The sequence below is a fragment of the Roseicella frigidaeris genome (assembly GCF_003258945.1).
GTDB classification, from domain to species: domain Bacteria; phylum Pseudomonadota; class Alphaproteobacteria; order Acetobacterales; family Acetobacteraceae; genus Paracraurococcus; species Paracraurococcus frigidaeris.
On the sequence record NZ_QLIX01000011.1, the window covers coordinates 136,008 to 151,728 of the forward strand.

At 74.1% G+C, this 15,721-nt stretch carries 15 protein-coding genes; 3 read left to right on the plus strand and 12 right to left on the minus strand.

All coding sequences use genetic code 11. The features are described 5' to 3' along the window. Positions 1–53: 53 nt before the first annotated feature. From DOO78_RS15665 to DOO78_RS15715, 11 genes are all read right to left on the minus strand, one after another. Positions 54–848: a DUF169 domain-containing protein gene (locus DOO78_RS15665; protein ID WP_111470800.1), complete on the minus strand. Its 795-nt coding sequence runs from the start codon at positions 846–848 to the stop codon at positions 54–56. 96 nt (positions 849–944) lie between these two features. Further along, complete coding sequence (locus DOO78_RS15670) at positions 945–1,928, minus strand: Bug family tripartite tricarboxylate transporter substrate binding protein (protein WP_111470801.1); 984 nt, start codon at positions 1,926–1,928, stop codon at positions 945–947. A 20-nt stretch (positions 1,929–1,948) separates the two neighbouring features. Then, a complete protein-coding gene (locus DOO78_RS15675) occupies positions 1,949–3,571 on the minus strand; it encodes an AMP-binding protein (RefSeq protein ID WP_111470802.1) in 1,623 nt (540 codons plus the stop codon). A 35-nt stretch (positions 3,572–3,606) separates the two neighbouring features. Next, a complete protein-coding gene (locus tag DOO78_RS15680) occupies positions 3,607–3,978 on the minus strand; it encodes a DUF6285 domain-containing protein (protein WP_111470803.1) in 372 nt (123 codons plus the stop codon). Then, a complete protein-coding gene (locus DOO78_RS15685; RefSeq protein ID WP_111470804.1) occupies positions 3,978–4,961 on the minus strand; it encodes a phosphotransferase family protein in 984 nt (327 codons plus the stop codon). The genes DOO78_RS15680 and DOO78_RS15685 overlap by 1 nt, the downstream gene beginning before the upstream one ends. After that, entirely contained in the window at positions 4,954–6,159 is a 1,206-nt protein-coding gene (locus DOO78_RS15690) for an acyl-CoA dehydrogenase family protein (RefSeq protein ID WP_111470805.1), read from the minus strand. The genes DOO78_RS15685 and DOO78_RS15690 overlap by 8 nt, the downstream gene beginning before the upstream one ends. Positions 6,160–6,380: 221 nt before the next feature. Next, entirely contained in the window at positions 6,381–7,151 is a 771-nt protein-coding gene (locus DOO78_RS15695; protein ID WP_111470806.1) for an SDR family NAD(P)-dependent oxidoreductase, read from the minus strand. 102 nt (positions 7,152–7,253) lie between these two features. Then, positions 7,254–8,231 (minus strand): CobW family GTP-binding protein, encoded by a 978-nt coding sequence (locus tag DOO78_RS15700; RefSeq protein WP_111470807.1) that lies wholly within the window; start codon positions 8,229–8,231, stop codon positions 7,254–7,256. An 8-nt stretch (positions 8,232–8,239) separates the two neighbouring features. Further along, positions 8,240–8,542 carry a hypothetical protein gene (locus DOO78_RS15705; protein ID WP_111470808.1) on the minus strand — a complete coding sequence of 101 codons (303 nt, stop codon included), beginning with the start codon at positions 8,540–8,542 and terminating at the stop codon, positions 8,240–8,242. A 10-nt stretch (positions 8,543–8,552) separates the two neighbouring features. Next, complete coding sequence (locus tag DOO78_RS15710; protein WP_165838918.1) at positions 8,553–10,034, minus strand: amidohydrolase family protein; 1,482 nt, start codon at positions 10,032–10,034, stop codon at positions 8,553–8,555. Positions 10,035–10,190: 156 nt separating this feature from the next. After that, positions 10,191–11,243, minus strand: a complete 1,053-nt coding sequence (locus DOO78_RS15715) for an NAD(P)-dependent oxidoreductase (RefSeq protein ID WP_165838919.1) — start codon at positions 11,241–11,243, stop codon at positions 10,191–10,193. A 110-nt stretch (positions 11,244–11,353) separates the two neighbouring features. Between DOO78_RS15715 and DOO78_RS15720 the strand changes: the two genes are divergently transcribed. Further along, a complete protein-coding gene (locus DOO78_RS15720) occupies positions 11,354–13,162 on the plus strand; it encodes a DEAD/DEAH box helicase (RefSeq protein ID WP_111470810.1) in 1,809 nt (602 codons plus the stop codon). Positions 13,163–13,319: 157 nt separating this feature from the next. On the opposite strand, the gene DOO78_RS15725 is transcribed toward DOO78_RS15720, so the two are convergent. Continuing rightward, a complete protein-coding gene (locus tag DOO78_RS15725; protein ID WP_111470811.1) occupies positions 13,320–14,093 on the minus strand; it encodes an alpha/beta fold hydrolase in 774 nt (257 codons plus the stop codon). Positions 14,094–14,165: 72 nt separating this feature from the next. On the opposite strand from DOO78_RS15725, the gene DOO78_RS15730 reads away from it, so the two are divergent. Continuing rightward, the gene (locus DOO78_RS15730; protein ID WP_111470812.1) at positions 14,166–14,906 is read left to right on the plus strand and encodes a dioxygenase family protein; all 741 of its coding nucleotides are present in this window, start codon (positions 14,166–14,168) and stop codon (positions 14,904–14,906) included. Further along, positions 14,903–15,523 carry a protocatechuate 3,4-dioxygenase subunit alpha gene (gene pcaG / locus DOO78_RS15735; RefSeq protein WP_111470813.1) on the plus strand — a complete coding sequence of 207 codons (621 nt, stop codon included), beginning with the start codon at positions 14,903–14,905 and terminating at the stop codon, positions 15,521–15,523. Before DOO78_RS15730 ends, pcaG begins: the two co-directional genes overlap by 4 nt. Positions 15,524–15,721: the final 198 nt, after the last annotated feature.

Genomic DNA, 15,721 nt, shown 5'->3' on the forward strand with positions numbered 1-15,721 from the left:
GTCGAGGCACCGCTGCGGCCGGGCGCCGCCCCGCCGCCCGGCCCGCCGTCGCCCTACCGCGCCGGCGTCGCCGCCTTCTCCCCCTTGCCGGCATAGCTGATCCCCATCCCCGCCGAGGGATCGGCCTGGATGCCATAGGCCGGGATCGGATAGCGGATGCCGTTCTTCGCCAGCGCTTTCATCCCCTCCACCGCGCGGCGCAGGTCCTCGGGCTTCAGTGCCATCAGCATCTCCTCGTCCGGCACGCCGCCATAGCGGCGCTCGGCGAAGCAGGGCAGCGAGAGGCTCGGCTCGCCGGTCGCCAGCGCCCGGCCCCAACTGTCGGCGCAGGCGGTCTCGCCCACCACCGACCAGGCGAATTTGCGGTAGTTGCGGTACTGCAGCCCGTTGATGAGGATGATCATCTGCCCCGGCGTCGCATAGACGAGGACGATGTCCGGCGGGTCCAGCCGCCCGCTCTCCAGCGGGCTCACCACCAGCGCCTCGTAGCGGCCATAGGGCACGCAATCCAACGCCTGCTGCCGCGCCGCCGCGCTCTCGGCATCGCCGTGCCAGACGCCGACATAGCGCTCCCCCCGCTCGTCGCGCGGGGCGAGGCCGATCACGGCGCGGCACTGGTTGCCCACCAGGTCCTCGGCGGTGATGCCGACCGTCCAGCCGAGGCGGGAGGCCATGGAGACGATCTGGTCGGTGGTGTGCACCGATTTCGGCCGCCGGATGCGCGGGATGGCCTGCATCGCCTCCACCGTCTCGAACAGCTTCATGCCGATGACGGTGGTCTTCAGCCGCAGCAGCGCGTTGAGCTCGGCGAGCAGGTGCTGGGTCTCGTTCGGTGCCGTGGCCGACATGGGGGTCCTCCTGTTTCGGGCCGAGACTAGAGCGGATGGCGGCAGGGCGTGAACGCGGGGCGTGGCTCTGCGGCGCTGGCCTGGGGGCGGGGGGCGCTACTCGATGCGCAGGTTGGCGGCGCGGATCACGCTGCCCCAGGTCTGCAGCCCGGCCTCGATCAGCGCCGCCATCTGCGCCGGGTCCTGGGTCCAGACCGTCGCGCCGGCGCGGTGGATGCGCTCGGCCGTCTCCGGCGTGTTGGCGATGCCGATGATGGCCCCGGCCAGGCGGTCGCGGATCGCGGCCGGCAGCGCCGCCGGGCCGACGAAGCCGAACCAGACATAGACCTCGACGCCACGGAACCCCGCCTCGAGGAAGGTCGGCACATCCGGCAGCGCCGGGTCGCGCTCGGCGCCGGTGACGCCGAGGGCGCGCATCCGCCCATCCTGCACATGCGCCAGCACGTTGGGCAGGTTGTCGATCGACAGGGTGACGCGGCCGCCGAGGAGGTCGGCGAGGCCGGGCGCGCTGCCGCGATAGGGCACATGCGTCAGCTCGATGCCGGTGCGCGCCTTGAACAGCTCGGCCGCCAGATGCGGGCTGCTGCCGGCGCCGGAGCTGGCGAAGCTGAGCGCGCCCGGCTTCGCCTTCGCCGCCGCCACCAGCTCGGCCAGCGTGCGGTAGGGGCTGTCGGCGCGCACGACGAGCACGTTCATCACCCGCGCGACCGTGGCGATGGGGGCGAGGTCGCGGCGCGGGTCGTAGCCGGTATTGGCGAAGAGGAAGGGGTTCATGCAGAGGTTGGCGGTGTTGGCGACCACGATGGTCAGCCCGTCCGGCGCCGCCTGCGCCGTCGCCGCGATGGCGAGCGAGCCGCTGGCGCCCGGCCGGTTCTCCACCAGCCCGGGCTGGCCGAGCACCTCCTGGAACCGCTCGCCGATCAGCCGGCCGAGCGCGTCGTTGATGGCGCCCGGCGTGTAGGGGATGAGGATGCGCACCGGCCGGTCCGGCGACCAGGCCGCGGCCCGCGCGGGCGTGATGCCGCCGGGCGCGGCGAGCAGCGCCGGGCCGGCGAGCAGGAGACGACGGGCGATGCGCATGCTGGGTCCTCCGCCGCGGCTCAGCCCCCGCGCAGGCGTTGCCGCAGGTCGAATTTCTGGATCTTGCCGGTGCTGGTCTTGGGCAAAGGGCCGAAGGTGACGCGCTTCGGCGCCTTGAAATGCGCCAGCCGCTCGCGGCACCAGGCGATCACCTCGGCCTCGGTCGGCGCCGGCCGGTCCGGGGCGGGGGTGACGAAGGCATGCGGCACCTCGCCCCATTTCGCGTCCGGCGCCGCGACCACCGCCGCCTCCATGATGGCGGGATGCGCGTAGAGCACCTCCTCCACCTCGAGGGTCGAGATGTTCTCGCCGCCGGAGATAACGATATCCTTGGCGCGGTCCTTCACCTCGATATAGCCATCCGGGTGCAGCACGCCGAGATCGCCGGTGTGGAACCAGCCGCCGGCGAAGGCGGCGGCATTGGCCGCAGGGTTGTCCAGGTAGCCCTTCATCACCGTGTTGCCGCGCAGCATGATCTCGCCCAGCGTCGCGCCGTCGCGCGGCACCGGCGCCATGCTGTCGGGGTCGAGGACCGTCGCCTCCTCCAGCATCGGGTGGTTGACGCCCTGGCGCGCCATGAAGGCGGCCTTCTGCGGCAGCGGCATCTCGTCCAGCCCCGGCTGCCAGAGGCAGATGGTGGCCGGGCCGTAGCATTCCGTCAGGCCGTAGAGATGCGTCACCGCGAAGCCCATCTCCTCCATCCGGGCGATGACAGGGGAGGGCGGGGCGGCGCCGCCGGTGGCGATCGCGACCGGCTGCGCCGGGCGGCGCCTCACCGCCTCGGGCGCGTGGATGAGCATGGTCAGCACCACCGGCGCGGCGCACATATGGGTCACGCCATGCTCGGCGATGGCGGCGAAGATCGCCGCCGGCTCCACCCGCCGCAGGCAGACATGCGTGCCGCCTTGCAGGGTGACGGCCCAGGTATAGGTCCAGCCGTTGCAGTGGAACATCGGCAGCGTCCAGAGATAGACGCTGCGCGGCGAGAGGCCGAAGGCCAGCGCATTGCCGCAGGCATTCAGATAGGCGCCGCGGTGATGCGTGACGACGCCCTTCGGGTCGCCCGTCGTGCCCGAGGTGTAGGAGAGGGCGATCGCCTCCCACTCATCCGCGGGCAGGCGCACCGGCGCCGCCGGATCGCCGCCGGCGAGGAAGTCCTCATACGACGTCCCGCCGAGCCCCTCGCCTCCCGGCCCTTCGGGATCGCGGATGTCGATCGCCGGCGGCGGCGCCTCCATCCCGGCCAGGGCGACGCGGGCGATGTTGGCATATTCGCTGTCCACCAGCAGCAGCCTGGCCTTGCTGTGGCGCAGGATGAAGCCGATCGAGGCGGCGTCGAGGCGGATGTTGATGGTCAGCAGGATGGCGCCGGCCATCGGCACGCCGTAATGCGCCTCCAGCATCTCCGGGATGTTGGGCGCCAGCACCGCCACCACCTCGCCCGGCGCGATGCCGGCGCCGCCGAGCGCCGCGGCGAGGCGGCGGCTGCGCTCGGCGAGCGCCGCATAGGTCAGGCGCCGGCGCCCATGGATGACCGCGACGCGCCCGGGATAGATGCGCGCCGCCCGCAGCAGGAAGGAGATCGGCGAGAGCGGCACATGGTTGGCCGGCAGTTGCGGCAGCGCGTTCGGACCCTCGTCCATCCTCGTCCTTCTCCCTCCCGTATCCTGCGCCGCCGTCAGTGGCCGAGCGCCTTCGGGGCGCTGACGCCGCAGCGGAGCCGCGTCAGCGCCAGCAGCGCCTCGGCCACCGCGGCATGGCCCGGCGTGCCGGGGTCGTGCGCGCCGGCGCGGATGTCGCGGGCGAGGCGCATCAGCAGGTCGCCGGCCTCGCCCTCCGGCGCGCCCAGGGCGGCGCGCAGCGCGGCCAGCGCCGGGGCCGGGTCGGCCTCGCCCTCGCGCCGGGCCACCGCCATCGCATTGGCGACCATGCGCGCCTGGAAGCGCAGCGCCTCCGGCAGCGCCGGCAGCAGCGTGCGCAGCAGCACGTCGCGCGCCGTGTCCAGCAGGTTGGCGGCGTCCGGCTGTTCCAGCATGGGCCGTTCCGGCATCAGGCGATCCCCGTCATGCGCAGCACGTCCATCTCCAGCTCCGGCACGATATGGCTGGTCAGCGCCAATTCCAGGCTGGTGTCGCCCTTGAGGTGCCGGCCGCCCTGGTCGGCCGCGACCACCGCCCAGCGGATCGTCGCCGCCAACTCCCACCACAGCACCCGCTCGTGCTGCGGCGCGACGCCGCTCTCGGCGGCATAGGCGGCGTAGAGCGCCTCCCGCCGGCCGATGCCGCCCGCCTCGCGCGCGAGCGCGCCGAAGCGCCAGCAGGGGGCGCAGAACCAGCCGAGATCGGCGTGGCGGTCGCCCCAGGCGGCGAATTCCCAGTCGAGCACCGCCGAGACCCGGTCGCCCTCGGCCAGGTAGTTGCCGGTGCGGAAGTCGTTGTGGTTGAGCACCAGCTCGGCCGGCGGCGGGGCGCTGCGCTCGAGATGCCGCAGCCCCCATTCCAGCACCGGCCGCGGCGTGCCGGCGGCATCGAGGGCGGCGCGCTGGGCGGCGAGGAAGGCGCGGTGCGCATCCGCCGGCGGCTCGCCGAGGAAGGGCAGGTCCGGCCGCGGCGGGCGGATGCGGTGGATGCGCGCCAGCTCCCGCCCCACCGCCTCGGCCAGCGCGTCGTCCTCGGCCAGGCGCACCAGCCGGTGGCCAGCGGCGATGCCCTCGACCCGGCGCATGACGAAGAAGGGCGCGCCGGTCACCTCGCGCCCGGGACAGCAGAAGAGCGGCTCCGGCACCGCGACGCCGGCGGCATGCGCCGCCCGCAGCAGGGCGTATTCCGCCGTGCGCGGCAGGGAGACGGCGAGCACCGCGACGTTGTCGGTGCGCAGCACCCAGCGCTCCGGCGCGCCGCCGCGCGTCACGTCGAGCGCCCAGTTCTGCTGCACCGCGCCGCCCGAGAGCAGCCCCATGCCGGTGATCGCGACCGGCGCGCCGGCGGCCTCGCTCAGCCAGGCGGCGAGGCGGTTGCGCGCCGCCTCATCCACGGCCGGCGCCCCAGGCGAAGAAGTCCTTCCCCTGGCGGCGGAGGAAATTGGTCAGCACCATGCGGTGCACCTCGGAGGCGCCGTCGACCAGCCGCGCCTGCCGGGCGTAGCGGTACATCCACTCCACCACCGTGTCCTTGGAGTAGCCGCGGGCGCCGAGGAGCTGGAGCGAGGTGTCGACCGCGCGGTGCAGCGCATCGGCGACGACGACCTTGGCCATGGAGACCTCCTTCCGCGCCAGGCTGCCATTGTCGAGCAGCCAGGCGGCGCGCATGGTCAGCAGCCGGCCGATATCGAGCTCCATCGCCGCCTGGCCGATCATCTGCTGCACGCTCTCCTTCTCGATGAGCGTGGAGCCGAAGGCCTTGCGGGTCTCGACCCGCGCCATGGCGATCTCGAGCGCGCGGCGGCCCATGCCGGTCCAGCGCATGCAGTGGGTGAGGCGGGCCGGGCCGAGGCGGATCTGGGTGGCGCGCAGCCCGTCGCCGCGCTGCATCAGCACGTTCTCGTCGGCGATCTCGAGCCCGTCATACTCGATCTCGCAATGCCCGCCATGCTCCTCCGGCCCCATGATCGGGATGCGGCGGATGATGCGCCAGCCCGGCTGGTCGGCATGGTAGAGGAAGGCGGTCAGCCCGTTGCGGTCGTCCTCGCCGGTGCGGGCGATGAGGATGAAGTGCTTCGCCTCCGCCGCGCCGGTGATGAAGTGCTTGCGGCCGCGGATCACCCAGCGGTCGCCCTGCCGCTCGGCCCGGGTGTAGGTCATGGAGGGGTCGCTGCCGCAGCCATCCGGCTCGGTCATGACGAAGGCGGACTGCACCGCGCCGTCGATGATCGGCTGCAGCCAGCGTTCCTTCTGCGCCTCGGTGCCGACCATGTTCAGCAGCCGCATGTTGCCGTCGTCCGGCGCCGCGCCGTGGAAGACCACGGGGCCGAAGATGGAGCGGTTCATCTCCTCGTAGCAGGCGGCGAGGCCGACCATGGAGAGGCCGCCGCCGCCGCGCTCCTGCGGCATGCCGAGCGCCCAGAGCCCCTGCCGCTTCGCCTCCGCCCGCAGCCGCTCCAGCACCGGCCGGGCGATGTTCTCGTGCTCGTCATAGCTCGCGGGGTCGGATTCGAGCGGGATGATGCGCTCCTCGACGAAGGCGCGGATGCGCTGGCGGATCTCGTCGATCTCGGGCGGGAGGGCGAAGTCCATGGGCGGCGTCCTGACTCTCTGCGTTGGGCCGCCCACGGCCGCGCGCCGCAGGCGGAGAAGGCCGGATGAGCAACGCAGGTGCCGGCCGCCGTGTCGCCGGCCCGATCCCTCGCTGCCCGTTGCCCTGCCGCGGCTTTGCCGCGGCAGGCTGTGACGTGCTTACGTCCCGGAGCGAATCCCCGGGGCCCCCGCGACGGCGCGCAGCGACGTCGTGGGGAGATTCACAGCGGGTTCACCGAATGCCCGCCATCCACCACCAGCGCCGCCCCCGTCATATGCGCCCCCGCCGGCGAGGCGAGCAGCAGCAGCGCCCCCGAGAGGTCCCCCGGCTGGCCGAGCCGGCGCTGCGGCACGCGCCGCACCACCGCCTGCCCGGCCTCGGAGGCGAAGAAGTCGCGGTTGATCGGCGTCTCGACATAGCCGGGGCAGAGCGCGTTCACCCGGATGTCGTGGCGCGCCAGCTCCACCGCCATCTGCTTCGTCAGCTGCACCAGCCCGGCCTTGGAGGCGGTGTAGCCGGCGACGCCCTGCAGGATGCGCAGCCCGCCGATGGAGGCGATGTTGACGATGGCCCCGCCCCGCCGCGCCGCCACCAGCCGCCGCGCCCCCTCGGTCGCCACCAGGAAGCAGCCCCGCAGGTTGACGTCGAGCACGCTGTCCCAGTCCTGCTCCGTCTGCTGCAGCACCGGGCGGCTGACGGCGATGCCGGCATTGTTGACGATGACGTCGCAGGGGGCGCCGAAGGCGGTCTCGGCGGCGTCGAAGGCGCGGCCCACCGCGGCGGCGTCGGTGACGTCGAGCGGCACCGGCTTCGCCCGCGGGCCGAGCTCGGAGGCCAGCGCCTCCAGCGCCTCGACGCGGCGGGCGGCCAGCACGAGGTTCGCGCCGGCGGCGTGCAGCACGCGGGCGAAATGCGCGCCGAGCGCGCCGGACGCGCCGGTGACGAGCGCGGTGCTGCCCTGGAGCGAGAAGATCTGTGCCGGATCGGTCATGTGCCTCGGGGCCTCGGGCGGTGGCCGGGCCCCTGTTCCTCCCAGGGATGCTGTCGCCGGCAATTCACCATCCCCGGGCGCGGGCGGCAAGCCGCGCCTGGGTCAGCGCCGCGCCGCCTCGGCCGCGACCTCGGCCTCGATCGCCGCCAGCAGCCGGGCCGGGAAATGCCGCGGGATGCGCTCGCCGATGATCATGAGGCGGCTGCGCCGCTCGCCGCCCGGCCAGGAGTCCAGCCAGTCCAGCGGATGCACCAGGTGCTGGACGGCCTGCAGCACCGCCGGGCGCTCCGGGCATTCCGTCAGCGCGACGAGGCCCTTCAGCCGCAGCAGCCGCGGCCCGGCATGCTCGGCGAGGCCCTGCAGCCAGAGCGTCAGCGCCAGCGCCGGCAGCGGCGCCTCGCGCTCGAGGGCGATGGCGCCGAGCCCGGGCGTGTGGCGCGCCGCGGCCTCCGCCTGCATCGCGGCGAGCAGGGCGGGGAGGTGCTCCGGCGGCGGCGCCGGGGCGAGCAGCCAGCCGGGCTCCGCCGCGCCCTGCACCGCGGCGCGCAGCGGCGCGACGGGGTTGAGGGCGCGGATCGCCGCCTCGGGCGGGGTGGCGAGGTCCGGCTTGGTGACCAGGATGCGGTCGGCCAGCATCACCTGCCGCCGCGCCTCCGGGTGGCGGGACAGCGCCGCCGCGCCCTGTGCGGCATCGACCAGGGTCACCACCCCGGCCAGGGCATGCGTGGCGCCGAGCGCCGCATCCTGCATCAGGGCGTGCAGCACCGGCGCCGGATCGGCGAGGCCCGAGGTCTCGATCAGCACCCGCGCATAGGGCGGCACGGCGCCGGCGGCGCGCTGCGCGGCGAGGTCGAGCAGGGTGCGCGTCAGGTCGTCCCGCGCCAGGCAGCAGAGGCAGCCGGTGGCGGCGCTGACGAAGCGCTCCTCGCTCACCGCGATGAGGTCGTGGTCGAGCGATATCTCGCCGAATTCGTTGACGATGACGGCGCTGTCGGCCCAGGCGGGGTCGCGCAGCACGCGGCGCAGCAGCGTCGTCTTGCCGGCGCCGAGGAAGCCGGTGACGACGGTGACGGGGATCATGCCGGTCCTCACCCCTCCGGCCGCGCCACGCGCAGGCGGCGCGCTTCGCCGGTCTCGGCGCCGAGGGCGTTGCGCAGGCTGCGCAGCAGGCCGAGGACGGAGGTGCAGGGGCGGCGCTGGACCTTCCCCTGCATCCCGGGCCGCTCCACCCACCAGCGCACCGGATGCTCGGCGGGCGCGGCCGGCAGCACGCGCAGCGCCGGGCCGAGGCGGAGGCCGTCCGCCTCGATCCGCACCCGGCCCTCGACCTCCCAGAGCGCCAGCGCATCGGCCAGCAGGTCGCGCAGCTCGGGCAGGGAGGGCGCGGTCACGGCCGCCGCATCAGCAGGCCGGGGCGCGGCGGATCTCCTCCGGCACCTGCCGCGGCAGCCATTCGCCGCCGCGGTCCTCGCCGCACCAGCGGTCATCCTCCACCACCACCTTGCCGCGCAGGATGGTCATGGAAGGCCAGGCGGCGACCTCGCGCCCCTCCCAGGGCGAGTAGTCGCTCTCATGCATCGCCTCGGCCCGGACGGTGCGGCGGAGCGCCGGGTCGAGGATGCAGAGATCGGCATCCGAGCCGGGGGCGATGGCGCCCTTGCGCGGATAGAGGCCCATGATGCGCGCGGCATTGGTCGAGACGCGGTCGACGAACTGCCGGAGCGTGAAGCCGCGCTTCATCATCTCGGAATACATCAGCGCGACGCGCGGCTCGACGCCGGAATTGCCGCCGGTGGTGTCGTCGATGCGCCTGCCCTGGGTCTTGACTGAGAGGGAGCAGCAGAGCTCGTCCGTCGCCACGCAGCCGATGGTGCCGTCCAGCGCGCCGCGCCACAGCTCGTCCTGGTCGGCCTGCGACTTCAGCGAGGGATAGGTGTGGTAGACCTGCCCGTTGGGGCGCCTGTAGTCCTCCTGCGTGTAGAGCATGTACTGGTGCAGGCTCTCGCCATAGAGGGGCAGGCCGCGGGCGCGCGCCTCGCGGATCGCCCGCACGCCGTTGCCGGCCGAGACATGCATCATGTAGAGCGCCGTGCCGGGGACATGCTCGGCGAGGCGGATGACGCGGCGGAAGGAGAGATCCTCGGAGAGGGTGTTGTGCACCTCCGCCATGTTCTCGAAGCCGGCGCGGTTCTCGCGGAACAGCTTGGCGTACATGTGCATGACGATGTCGTTGTCCTCGGCATGGATGACGCCGAGGCCGCCCTTGCGGGACAGGACCTGGAAGACCTCCCAGATATCGCCGAAATCCACCATGCGCCCCTTGCGGCTCGGGGTGATGTCGGTGGTGAAGATCTTGACCGTGGCATGCCCGGCCTCGATCGCCTCGCCGATCTGCGCCGGCAGCTCGGGCGGCAGGTCGCCCTCGACCATGGTGTGCAGCGCCCAGTCGCAGGGGCAGCCATCGGCGCGCCAGTCCGCCATCCGCGCCTCGATCGCCGCCTGCACGGTCTGGCCATGCGTCCAGCGGGTGAAGTCGATCAGCGTGGTGGTGCCGCCGAAGAGCGCCGCCTTGCCGACCACGGAGGGGCCCTGGGTCATCAGCGTCGGCCCGTCCGGCACCGGCATCGGCCAGAGGCAATGGGTGTGCGGGTCGATGCCGCCGGGCATGACGATCTTGCCGGTGGCGTCCACCCGCCGGGTTCCGGCGGCGAGCGGGAAGGCGCCGCGCGCCGCGACCGCCACCACCTTGCCGCCGGCGATCGCCACATCGGCCGGGCCCACCGCATGCGGCGTGACCACGCAATCCCCGCTGACGACCAGATCCACCATCGCCCATTCCCCCGGCAGCGCGGCGATGCTGCGCCGGCGGGGACGGGTAGGCAAGGCAGCATCGCCAGGCATGCCGTTGCCGCCCGTCGCCTCCCGGTGCCCTGCCGCGGCTTCGCCGCGGCAGGCTGTGACGCGCCCATGTCCCGAGGCGAATCCCGGGGCCCCCACGACGGCGCGCAGCGACGTCGTGGGGAAGTCTCGTGGGGAAGGCTACGCGATGCCGCGCCCGCGCTTCGCCGCGTAGCGCTCGGCGAAGCGCGGCGCCACGGCGGGGTTGATGATGCGCGGCGGCAGCCGGCCCTTGGCGACATCGGCGAAGGCCAGCGCCGCGATGCGGGTGATGTTGGCCCGGCTCTCATGCGTCACCCCCGCCGTGTGCTGGGTGACGATGACGTTGTCCATGTGCAGCAGCGGATGCCCCGGCTCCGGCGGCTCCTGCTCCCAGACATCGAGCCCGGCGCCGGCCAGGTGGCCGCTGCGCAGCGCCGCGTGCAGCGCCGGCTCGTCATGGATGTTACCGCGGGCGGTGGTGACGAAGATCGCCCCCGGCCTCATGCGGGCGAAGCTCTCGCCGTCCAGCAGGTTGCGGCTCTCGGGCGAGAGGGGCAGGTGCAGGCTGACCACGTCGCTCTCGGCCAGCAGCTCCGGCATCTCCACCTTGCGGGCGCCGCGGGCGGCGATGGTCGCCGCGTCCAGATAGGGGTCGCAGGCCAGCACCGGGCAGGAGAAGCCGAGCCGGACGATCTCGGCGACGCGGGTGCCGACATGGCCGATGCCGACCAGCCCGACGGTGCGGCCGCGCAGCTCGCGGCCCATCAGCGCGTTGCGGTCCCGGGCCCGGCCCGCCCGCATCGCCGCCCCAGCCTCGGGCATGCGCTTGAGCAGCGCCAGCATCATGCCGACCGCATGCTCGGCCACGCCCTCGGCATTGCCGCCGGCCTGGTTCACCAGCAGCACGCCGGCCTCGGTGCAGGCGCCGGGATCGACGGTGTCGTAGCCGGCGCCGGTGCTGCCCACCATCAGCAGGTCGGGGAGGGCGCGCAGCAGCTCGGCCCGGACGTGGAAGGGCTTCGGCAATTCGTCACGCGAGGCCATGACGTAGTAGGCATCCACCCCCCGGAGCGCGTCGAGCACGGCCGATTCGGGTTGGTCGAGCGGGATGCGGACCACCTCCAGCTCCGGGTGCAGCGCCGCCGTCTCGAGGAAGGATGGGTGCGGCACATGCGACAGGTAGCCGACTCGGAAGCGGCGCGGATCGGGCACGGGACGGTTTCCTCGCTGGGACGGGTTGGGCCCCTTGTATCCCCTGGCTCCGGGGGCGGAAAGGCACCGGCCCCGGGAATCCGTTTCGCTCCTGCCGCGTTGCGGGTCTGATGCAGCGCGCCCTCCGCAGCCACCAGCAGCTCCTCGCGGGCGTGGTGGAGGCGATCGCGCGCGGCGAGACCGGCATCGCCGACATCCTGGCCGCGGTCACGCCGGGCGGCGGCAAGAGCCTGCTGCCGGTGATCGCGGCGGCGCGGCTGATGGCCGCCGGCATCGTCGAGCGGGTCTGCTGGATCGTGCCGCGGGACAGCCTGCGGCTGCAGGCGGAGGAGGCCTTCGCCGACCCGGCCTGGCGGGCGGCGCTCGGCCATGCCGTCTCGGTGCGGGCGGCGGAGAACGCGCCCGATCCCTGCCGCGGGCTGCAGGGCTGGATCACCACCTATCAGGGCGTTGCCGCGGCGCCGGGGCTGCACCTCGCCGAGATGCGGCGGCACCGCACCCTGCTCGTTGTCGACGAGGTGCACCACCTGCCGGCCGAGGCCGATCCCAGCGCGCCGGAGGAGGCCGCCTGGTCGCGCGCCATCCTGCCGCTGCTGGAGACGGCGGCGGTGCGGCTGCTGCTCTCCGGCACGCTGGAGCGCGCGGATGGCCGGCCGATCCTCTGGCTGCCCTATCGCAAGGGCCCAGGGGGCACGGCGGGCGGGCGGGCGAAGACGCGCGAGGTCGATCTCGCCGCGCCGGGCTTCGCCGTCATCGGCTACAGCCGCGCCCAGGCGCTGGCCGAGAAGGCGGTGCTGCCGGTGGATTTCGGGGCGCTCGACGGCGAGGCGGAATGGCTGGACGAGGAGCGCCGCCGCACCGGCCCGCACCCGGTCTCCGGCCCGCCCGAGACCGGCCGCGCCGCCCTCTTCACCGCGCTGCGCACCGGCTTCGCCCGCGACCTGCTGCGCCGCGCCTTCGCCGCGACGCGCGACCTCCGGGCCGAGCGGCGCGTCCGGCTCGGCCTGCCGCCGGGCGAGACGGGGATGGGCCTCGGCAAGCTGCTGGTGGTGGCGCCGGACCAGGAGAATGCCCGCCGCTACCTCGAGTGGGTGCGCGCCTGGCTGCCGCGCGGCCAGGCGGAGAGCACGGCGCGCATCGCCACCTCCGACGAGCGCGACGCGCAGGAGGTGCTGGCCGCCTTCCGGCTGCGGCCGGAGCCCTCGGTGCTGGTCACCGTCGCCATGGCCTATGAGGGGCTGGACGCGCCGAGCGTCGCGGTCTGCGCGGCGCTGACGCATATCCGCTCCCGCGCCTGGCTGGAGCAGATGATCGCCCGCGCGACGCGGGTGGATTTCGCCGCCGGCCCCTATGAGAGCCAGCGCGCCGTGGTGCTGCACCCGGACGACCTGCTGTTCCGCCGCTTCCGCGAGCGGATCGAGCGCGAGCAGGGCACGCTGGCGCGGGAGAAGGCGCGGCGGCGGCAGGGCGAACTGCCGATCGGGCCCGAATTCGCGCAGGAGCCGCCGATCATCCCGCTCGCCTCCAACGCCACGGCGCTGCACTGGCACCGGCTGGCGCCGGGGCCGGAATTCGCCGCCGCGCGGCCCGATCCGGAGGCCGCGGCGCCGGCGGTGCCGCCCTCGGCGCGGGAGCGCGAATTGCGCTTCCGCATCAGCCAGGCGGTGGCGGCGCAGGTGCTGGAGGATGAGGGGGCGATGCAGGTGCCGCGCCGGGCCGGCGCGCACCACGCCTATGCCGCGGCGCTGAAGCGGGTGATGGGCAAGGGGCGGGCGGAGATGTCGCTCGCCGAGCTGGAGGCGACGCTCGCCTGGCTGGAGCGCAACCGCATCGGCGAGCACCTGCACCTGCTCGCGGGCGATCCGCGCTATGGCTGGACGGTGCGGCAGCGCCGGTTCGACTTCCGCACGGGGCGATAGACGCGATCTATTCTGGTGTGCATCGATGGTGACCCATCGATGCCCTCAGTCGCCGGCGCCACCTCCGGTGGCCTGGCTGCGCCACACCTGTGGCGGCGCCCATTCGGGCGCTCGGCCGGCTGCGCCGGCCGCAGGGCTGGATGTCTTCGAGCCGGCATCACGCCAATGCCAGCGCGAAGCCGGTCACCGCCGCGGCGGTGGCCGCCGGCTGCTCGGGCAGCAGCGCATGGCCGCAATCGGGGATGACCCGGAGCGCGACGCGCGGGCCGAGCGCCGCGCGCAACTCCGCCTCGGTCGGCACCGGGGCGATGACGTCCTCGGCCGCCGCGACATAGAGCGTCGGGTGCCGCTCGGCCACGCGCCGCCAGCGATCGTCGGTGGCCGCCGTCGCCGCGCGCTGCATGCGGGCGACCGGCGGATGCCAGCCGCCGAGCCAGACCCGGGCATCGTGGCCGGGGGCGAAATAGCCGCGCTGCAGATGCGCCAGCCGCTCCGCCTCGCCCAGCGCCGGGTCGAAGCTGCCATCGATGGTGGCGCGGATCGCCGGATCGGTGGCGGCGGCGATGGAGGCGGCGAGCAGCGCGACGCCGCGCACCCGCTCCGGCCGGGCGGCGGAGAGCGCCCGCGCCACCCAATTGCCGAAGGCATGCCCGGCGACGAGGGCCGGCGCCTCCGTCTCGGCCGCCAGCACGGCGCCGGCATCCTCGGCGAGGTCGTAGAGCGTCAGCCCCTCCATCGGCCCCGCCGAGCCGCCGATGCCGCGCGGCTCCGGGCAGAGCACGCGGAAGCCGGCCGCGGCGATGGCGGGCGCCACCGCGGCGAAATCCTCGGCGCCGCGTCCGAGCGAGGCGAGCAGCAGCACGGCCGGGCCCTGGCCCATGGCGGCATAGGCGATGCGGGCCGGCCCGCGCTGCACCATCCGGGTCTCCATCGCTTGCCCCTCCCTCGCCGCTGTGCCGCCGGCCGATCCGCGATAGGGTGGCGGCAAAGGGAGGCCAGGGCCATGGAGGATGCTGGACCGGACGGTTCGATGGCGGCCGAGGCGCCGCGCCACTTCGCCCCCTGGCCGCCCGGGGTGGAGCCGGCGGTGCCGATCGCCGGCTATGGCAACACCTTCACCCACACCCCCTCGCAGCCGCCGATCCGCCGGCCGCCGACGCGCACCGAGGTGACCGGGCCGCTCGAGCTCTGGCGCAAGCTGCCCTGCGGCGACGACAACCTCGCCGTCCTCGCGCCCGGGCGGATGGCGCAGGGCCAGCTCATCCATATCGGCGGGCGGGTGCTCGACGAGGATGGCCGGCCGGTGCCGGGCGCGGTGGTCGAGCTCTGGCAGGCCAATGCCGCCGGCCGCTACTTCCACCCGAACGACCAGCGCGACGCGCCGCTCGACCCGGACTTCATCGGCAATGGCCGCATCCGCACCGATGCGGCGGGGCGCTACGGCTTCCACACCATCCGGCCCGGCGCCTATCCGGTGCCGGCGCCGGGCGCCTGGTGGCGGCCGCCGCATGTGCATTTTTCGGTGCTCGGCCCGGCGACGCTGTCGCGGCTGGTGACGCAGATGTACTTCCCCGGCGACCCGCTGAACCCGCTCGACCGCATCTTCATGTCGGTGCCCGATGCGGCGGCGCGGGAGCGGCTGGTGGCGCGGCCGATCCCGCCGGAGGAGGTCGGCCTCGGCTGGCTCGGCTACCGCCACGACATCGTGCTGCGCGGCCGCGCCGCGACGCCGGTGCAGCCATGAGCGGGGCGGGGGGCGAGGCGGCGGCGATCCCGATCTCGCAGCACACCATCGGGCCCTTCTTCCCGCAGACCTTCTTCCGGGCGGGCGACAACGACCTGACGCGGCTGACGGCGGCGGCGGCGCCGACCCGGCGCGGCGAGCCGATCCTGCTGCGCGGCCGGGTGCTGCGCGAGGGCGGCGTGCCCTGCATCAACGCCATCCTGGAGGCCTGGCAGGCGGATGCGGAGGGCCGCTTCCGGCACCCGGCCGATCCCGAGGCGGGGGCGGCCGATCCGGATTTCGCCGGCTGGGGACGCGCCTGGACGGATGTCGAAGGGCGCTACGAGTTCCGCACCGTGCGGCCGGGCGGCTTCCGGGAACCGGCGGGCGAGCGGGCCCCGCATGTCAGTCTGCTGGTCATGGCCTCGGGCCTGATGCGCCCGCTGCTCACCACGCTGTTCTTCCCCGATTGCGCCGCGGCGAATGCGCGGGACCCGGTGCTGGCGCTGGTGCCGCCGGCGCGGCGGCCTCGGCTGGTCGCCCTGGCCGATGGCGAGGCGGCGGGGGCGCGCGTCTTCCGCTTCGACCTCTGCCTGCGCGGGCCCGCCGAGGAGGAGACGCCGTTCTTCGTGGAATAGGCGCCGCCGTTGCCTCACAGCCTGGCACAGCGTCTCGTTTTGCGGGACGCGGCGGCGGCGCAGGGCCCCCGCACCGCCCGCAACCAGCCCAGGGGCCCCACCCACGCCCAACCACGCACTCGAAAATCCCATAAGTCTCGCATATTGAGACTTGCGCTATGGTTGATAAACGGGGATACGTTGCCTAATCGAAACGCG

Bases quoted from the DNA above. Each gene is read 5' to 3' on its own strand.
- DOO78_RS15665 (WP_111470800.1), bottom strand. From the start codon at position 848: ATGTCGGCCACGGCACCGAACGAGACCCAGCACCTGCTCGCCGAGCTC.
- DOO78_RS15670 (WP_111470801.1), bottom strand. From the start codon at position 1,928: ATGCGCATCGCCCGTCGTCTCCTGCTCGCCGGCCCGGCGCTGCTCGCC.
- DOO78_RS15675 (WP_111470802.1), bottom strand. From the start codon at position 3,571: ATGGACGAGGGTCCGAACGCGCTGCCGCAACTGCCGGCCAACCATGTG.
- DOO78_RS15680 (WP_111470803.1), bottom strand. From the start codon at position 3,978: ATGCCGGAACGGCCCATGCTGGAACAGCCGGACGCCGCCAACCTGCTG.
- DOO78_RS15690 (WP_111470805.1), bottom strand. From the start codon at position 6,159: ATGGACTTCGCCCTCCCGCCCGAGATCGACGAGATCCGCCAGCGCATC.
- DOO78_RS15695 (WP_111470806.1), bottom strand. From the start codon at position 7,151: ATGACCGATCCGGCACAGATCTTCTCGCTCCAGGGCAGCACCGCGCTC.
- DOO78_RS15700 (WP_111470807.1), bottom strand. From the start codon at position 8,231: ATGATCCCCGTCACCGTCGTCACCGGCTTCCTCGGCGCCGGCAAGACG.
- DOO78_RS15720 (WP_111470810.1), top strand. From the start codon at position 11,354: ATGCAGCGCGCCCTCCGCAGCCACCAGCAGCTCCTCGCGGGCGTGGTG.
- DOO78_RS15725 (WP_111470811.1), bottom strand. From the start codon at position 14,093: ATGGAGACCCGGATGGTGCAGCGCGGGCCGGCCCGCATCGCCTATGCC.
- DOO78_RS15730 (WP_111470812.1), top strand. From the start codon at position 14,166: ATGGAGGATGCTGGACCGGACGGTTCGATGGCGGCCGAGGCGCCGCGC.
- pcaG (WP_111470813.1), top strand. From the start codon at position 14,903: ATGAGCGGGGCGGGGGGCGAGGCGGCGGCGATCCCGATCTCGCAGCAC.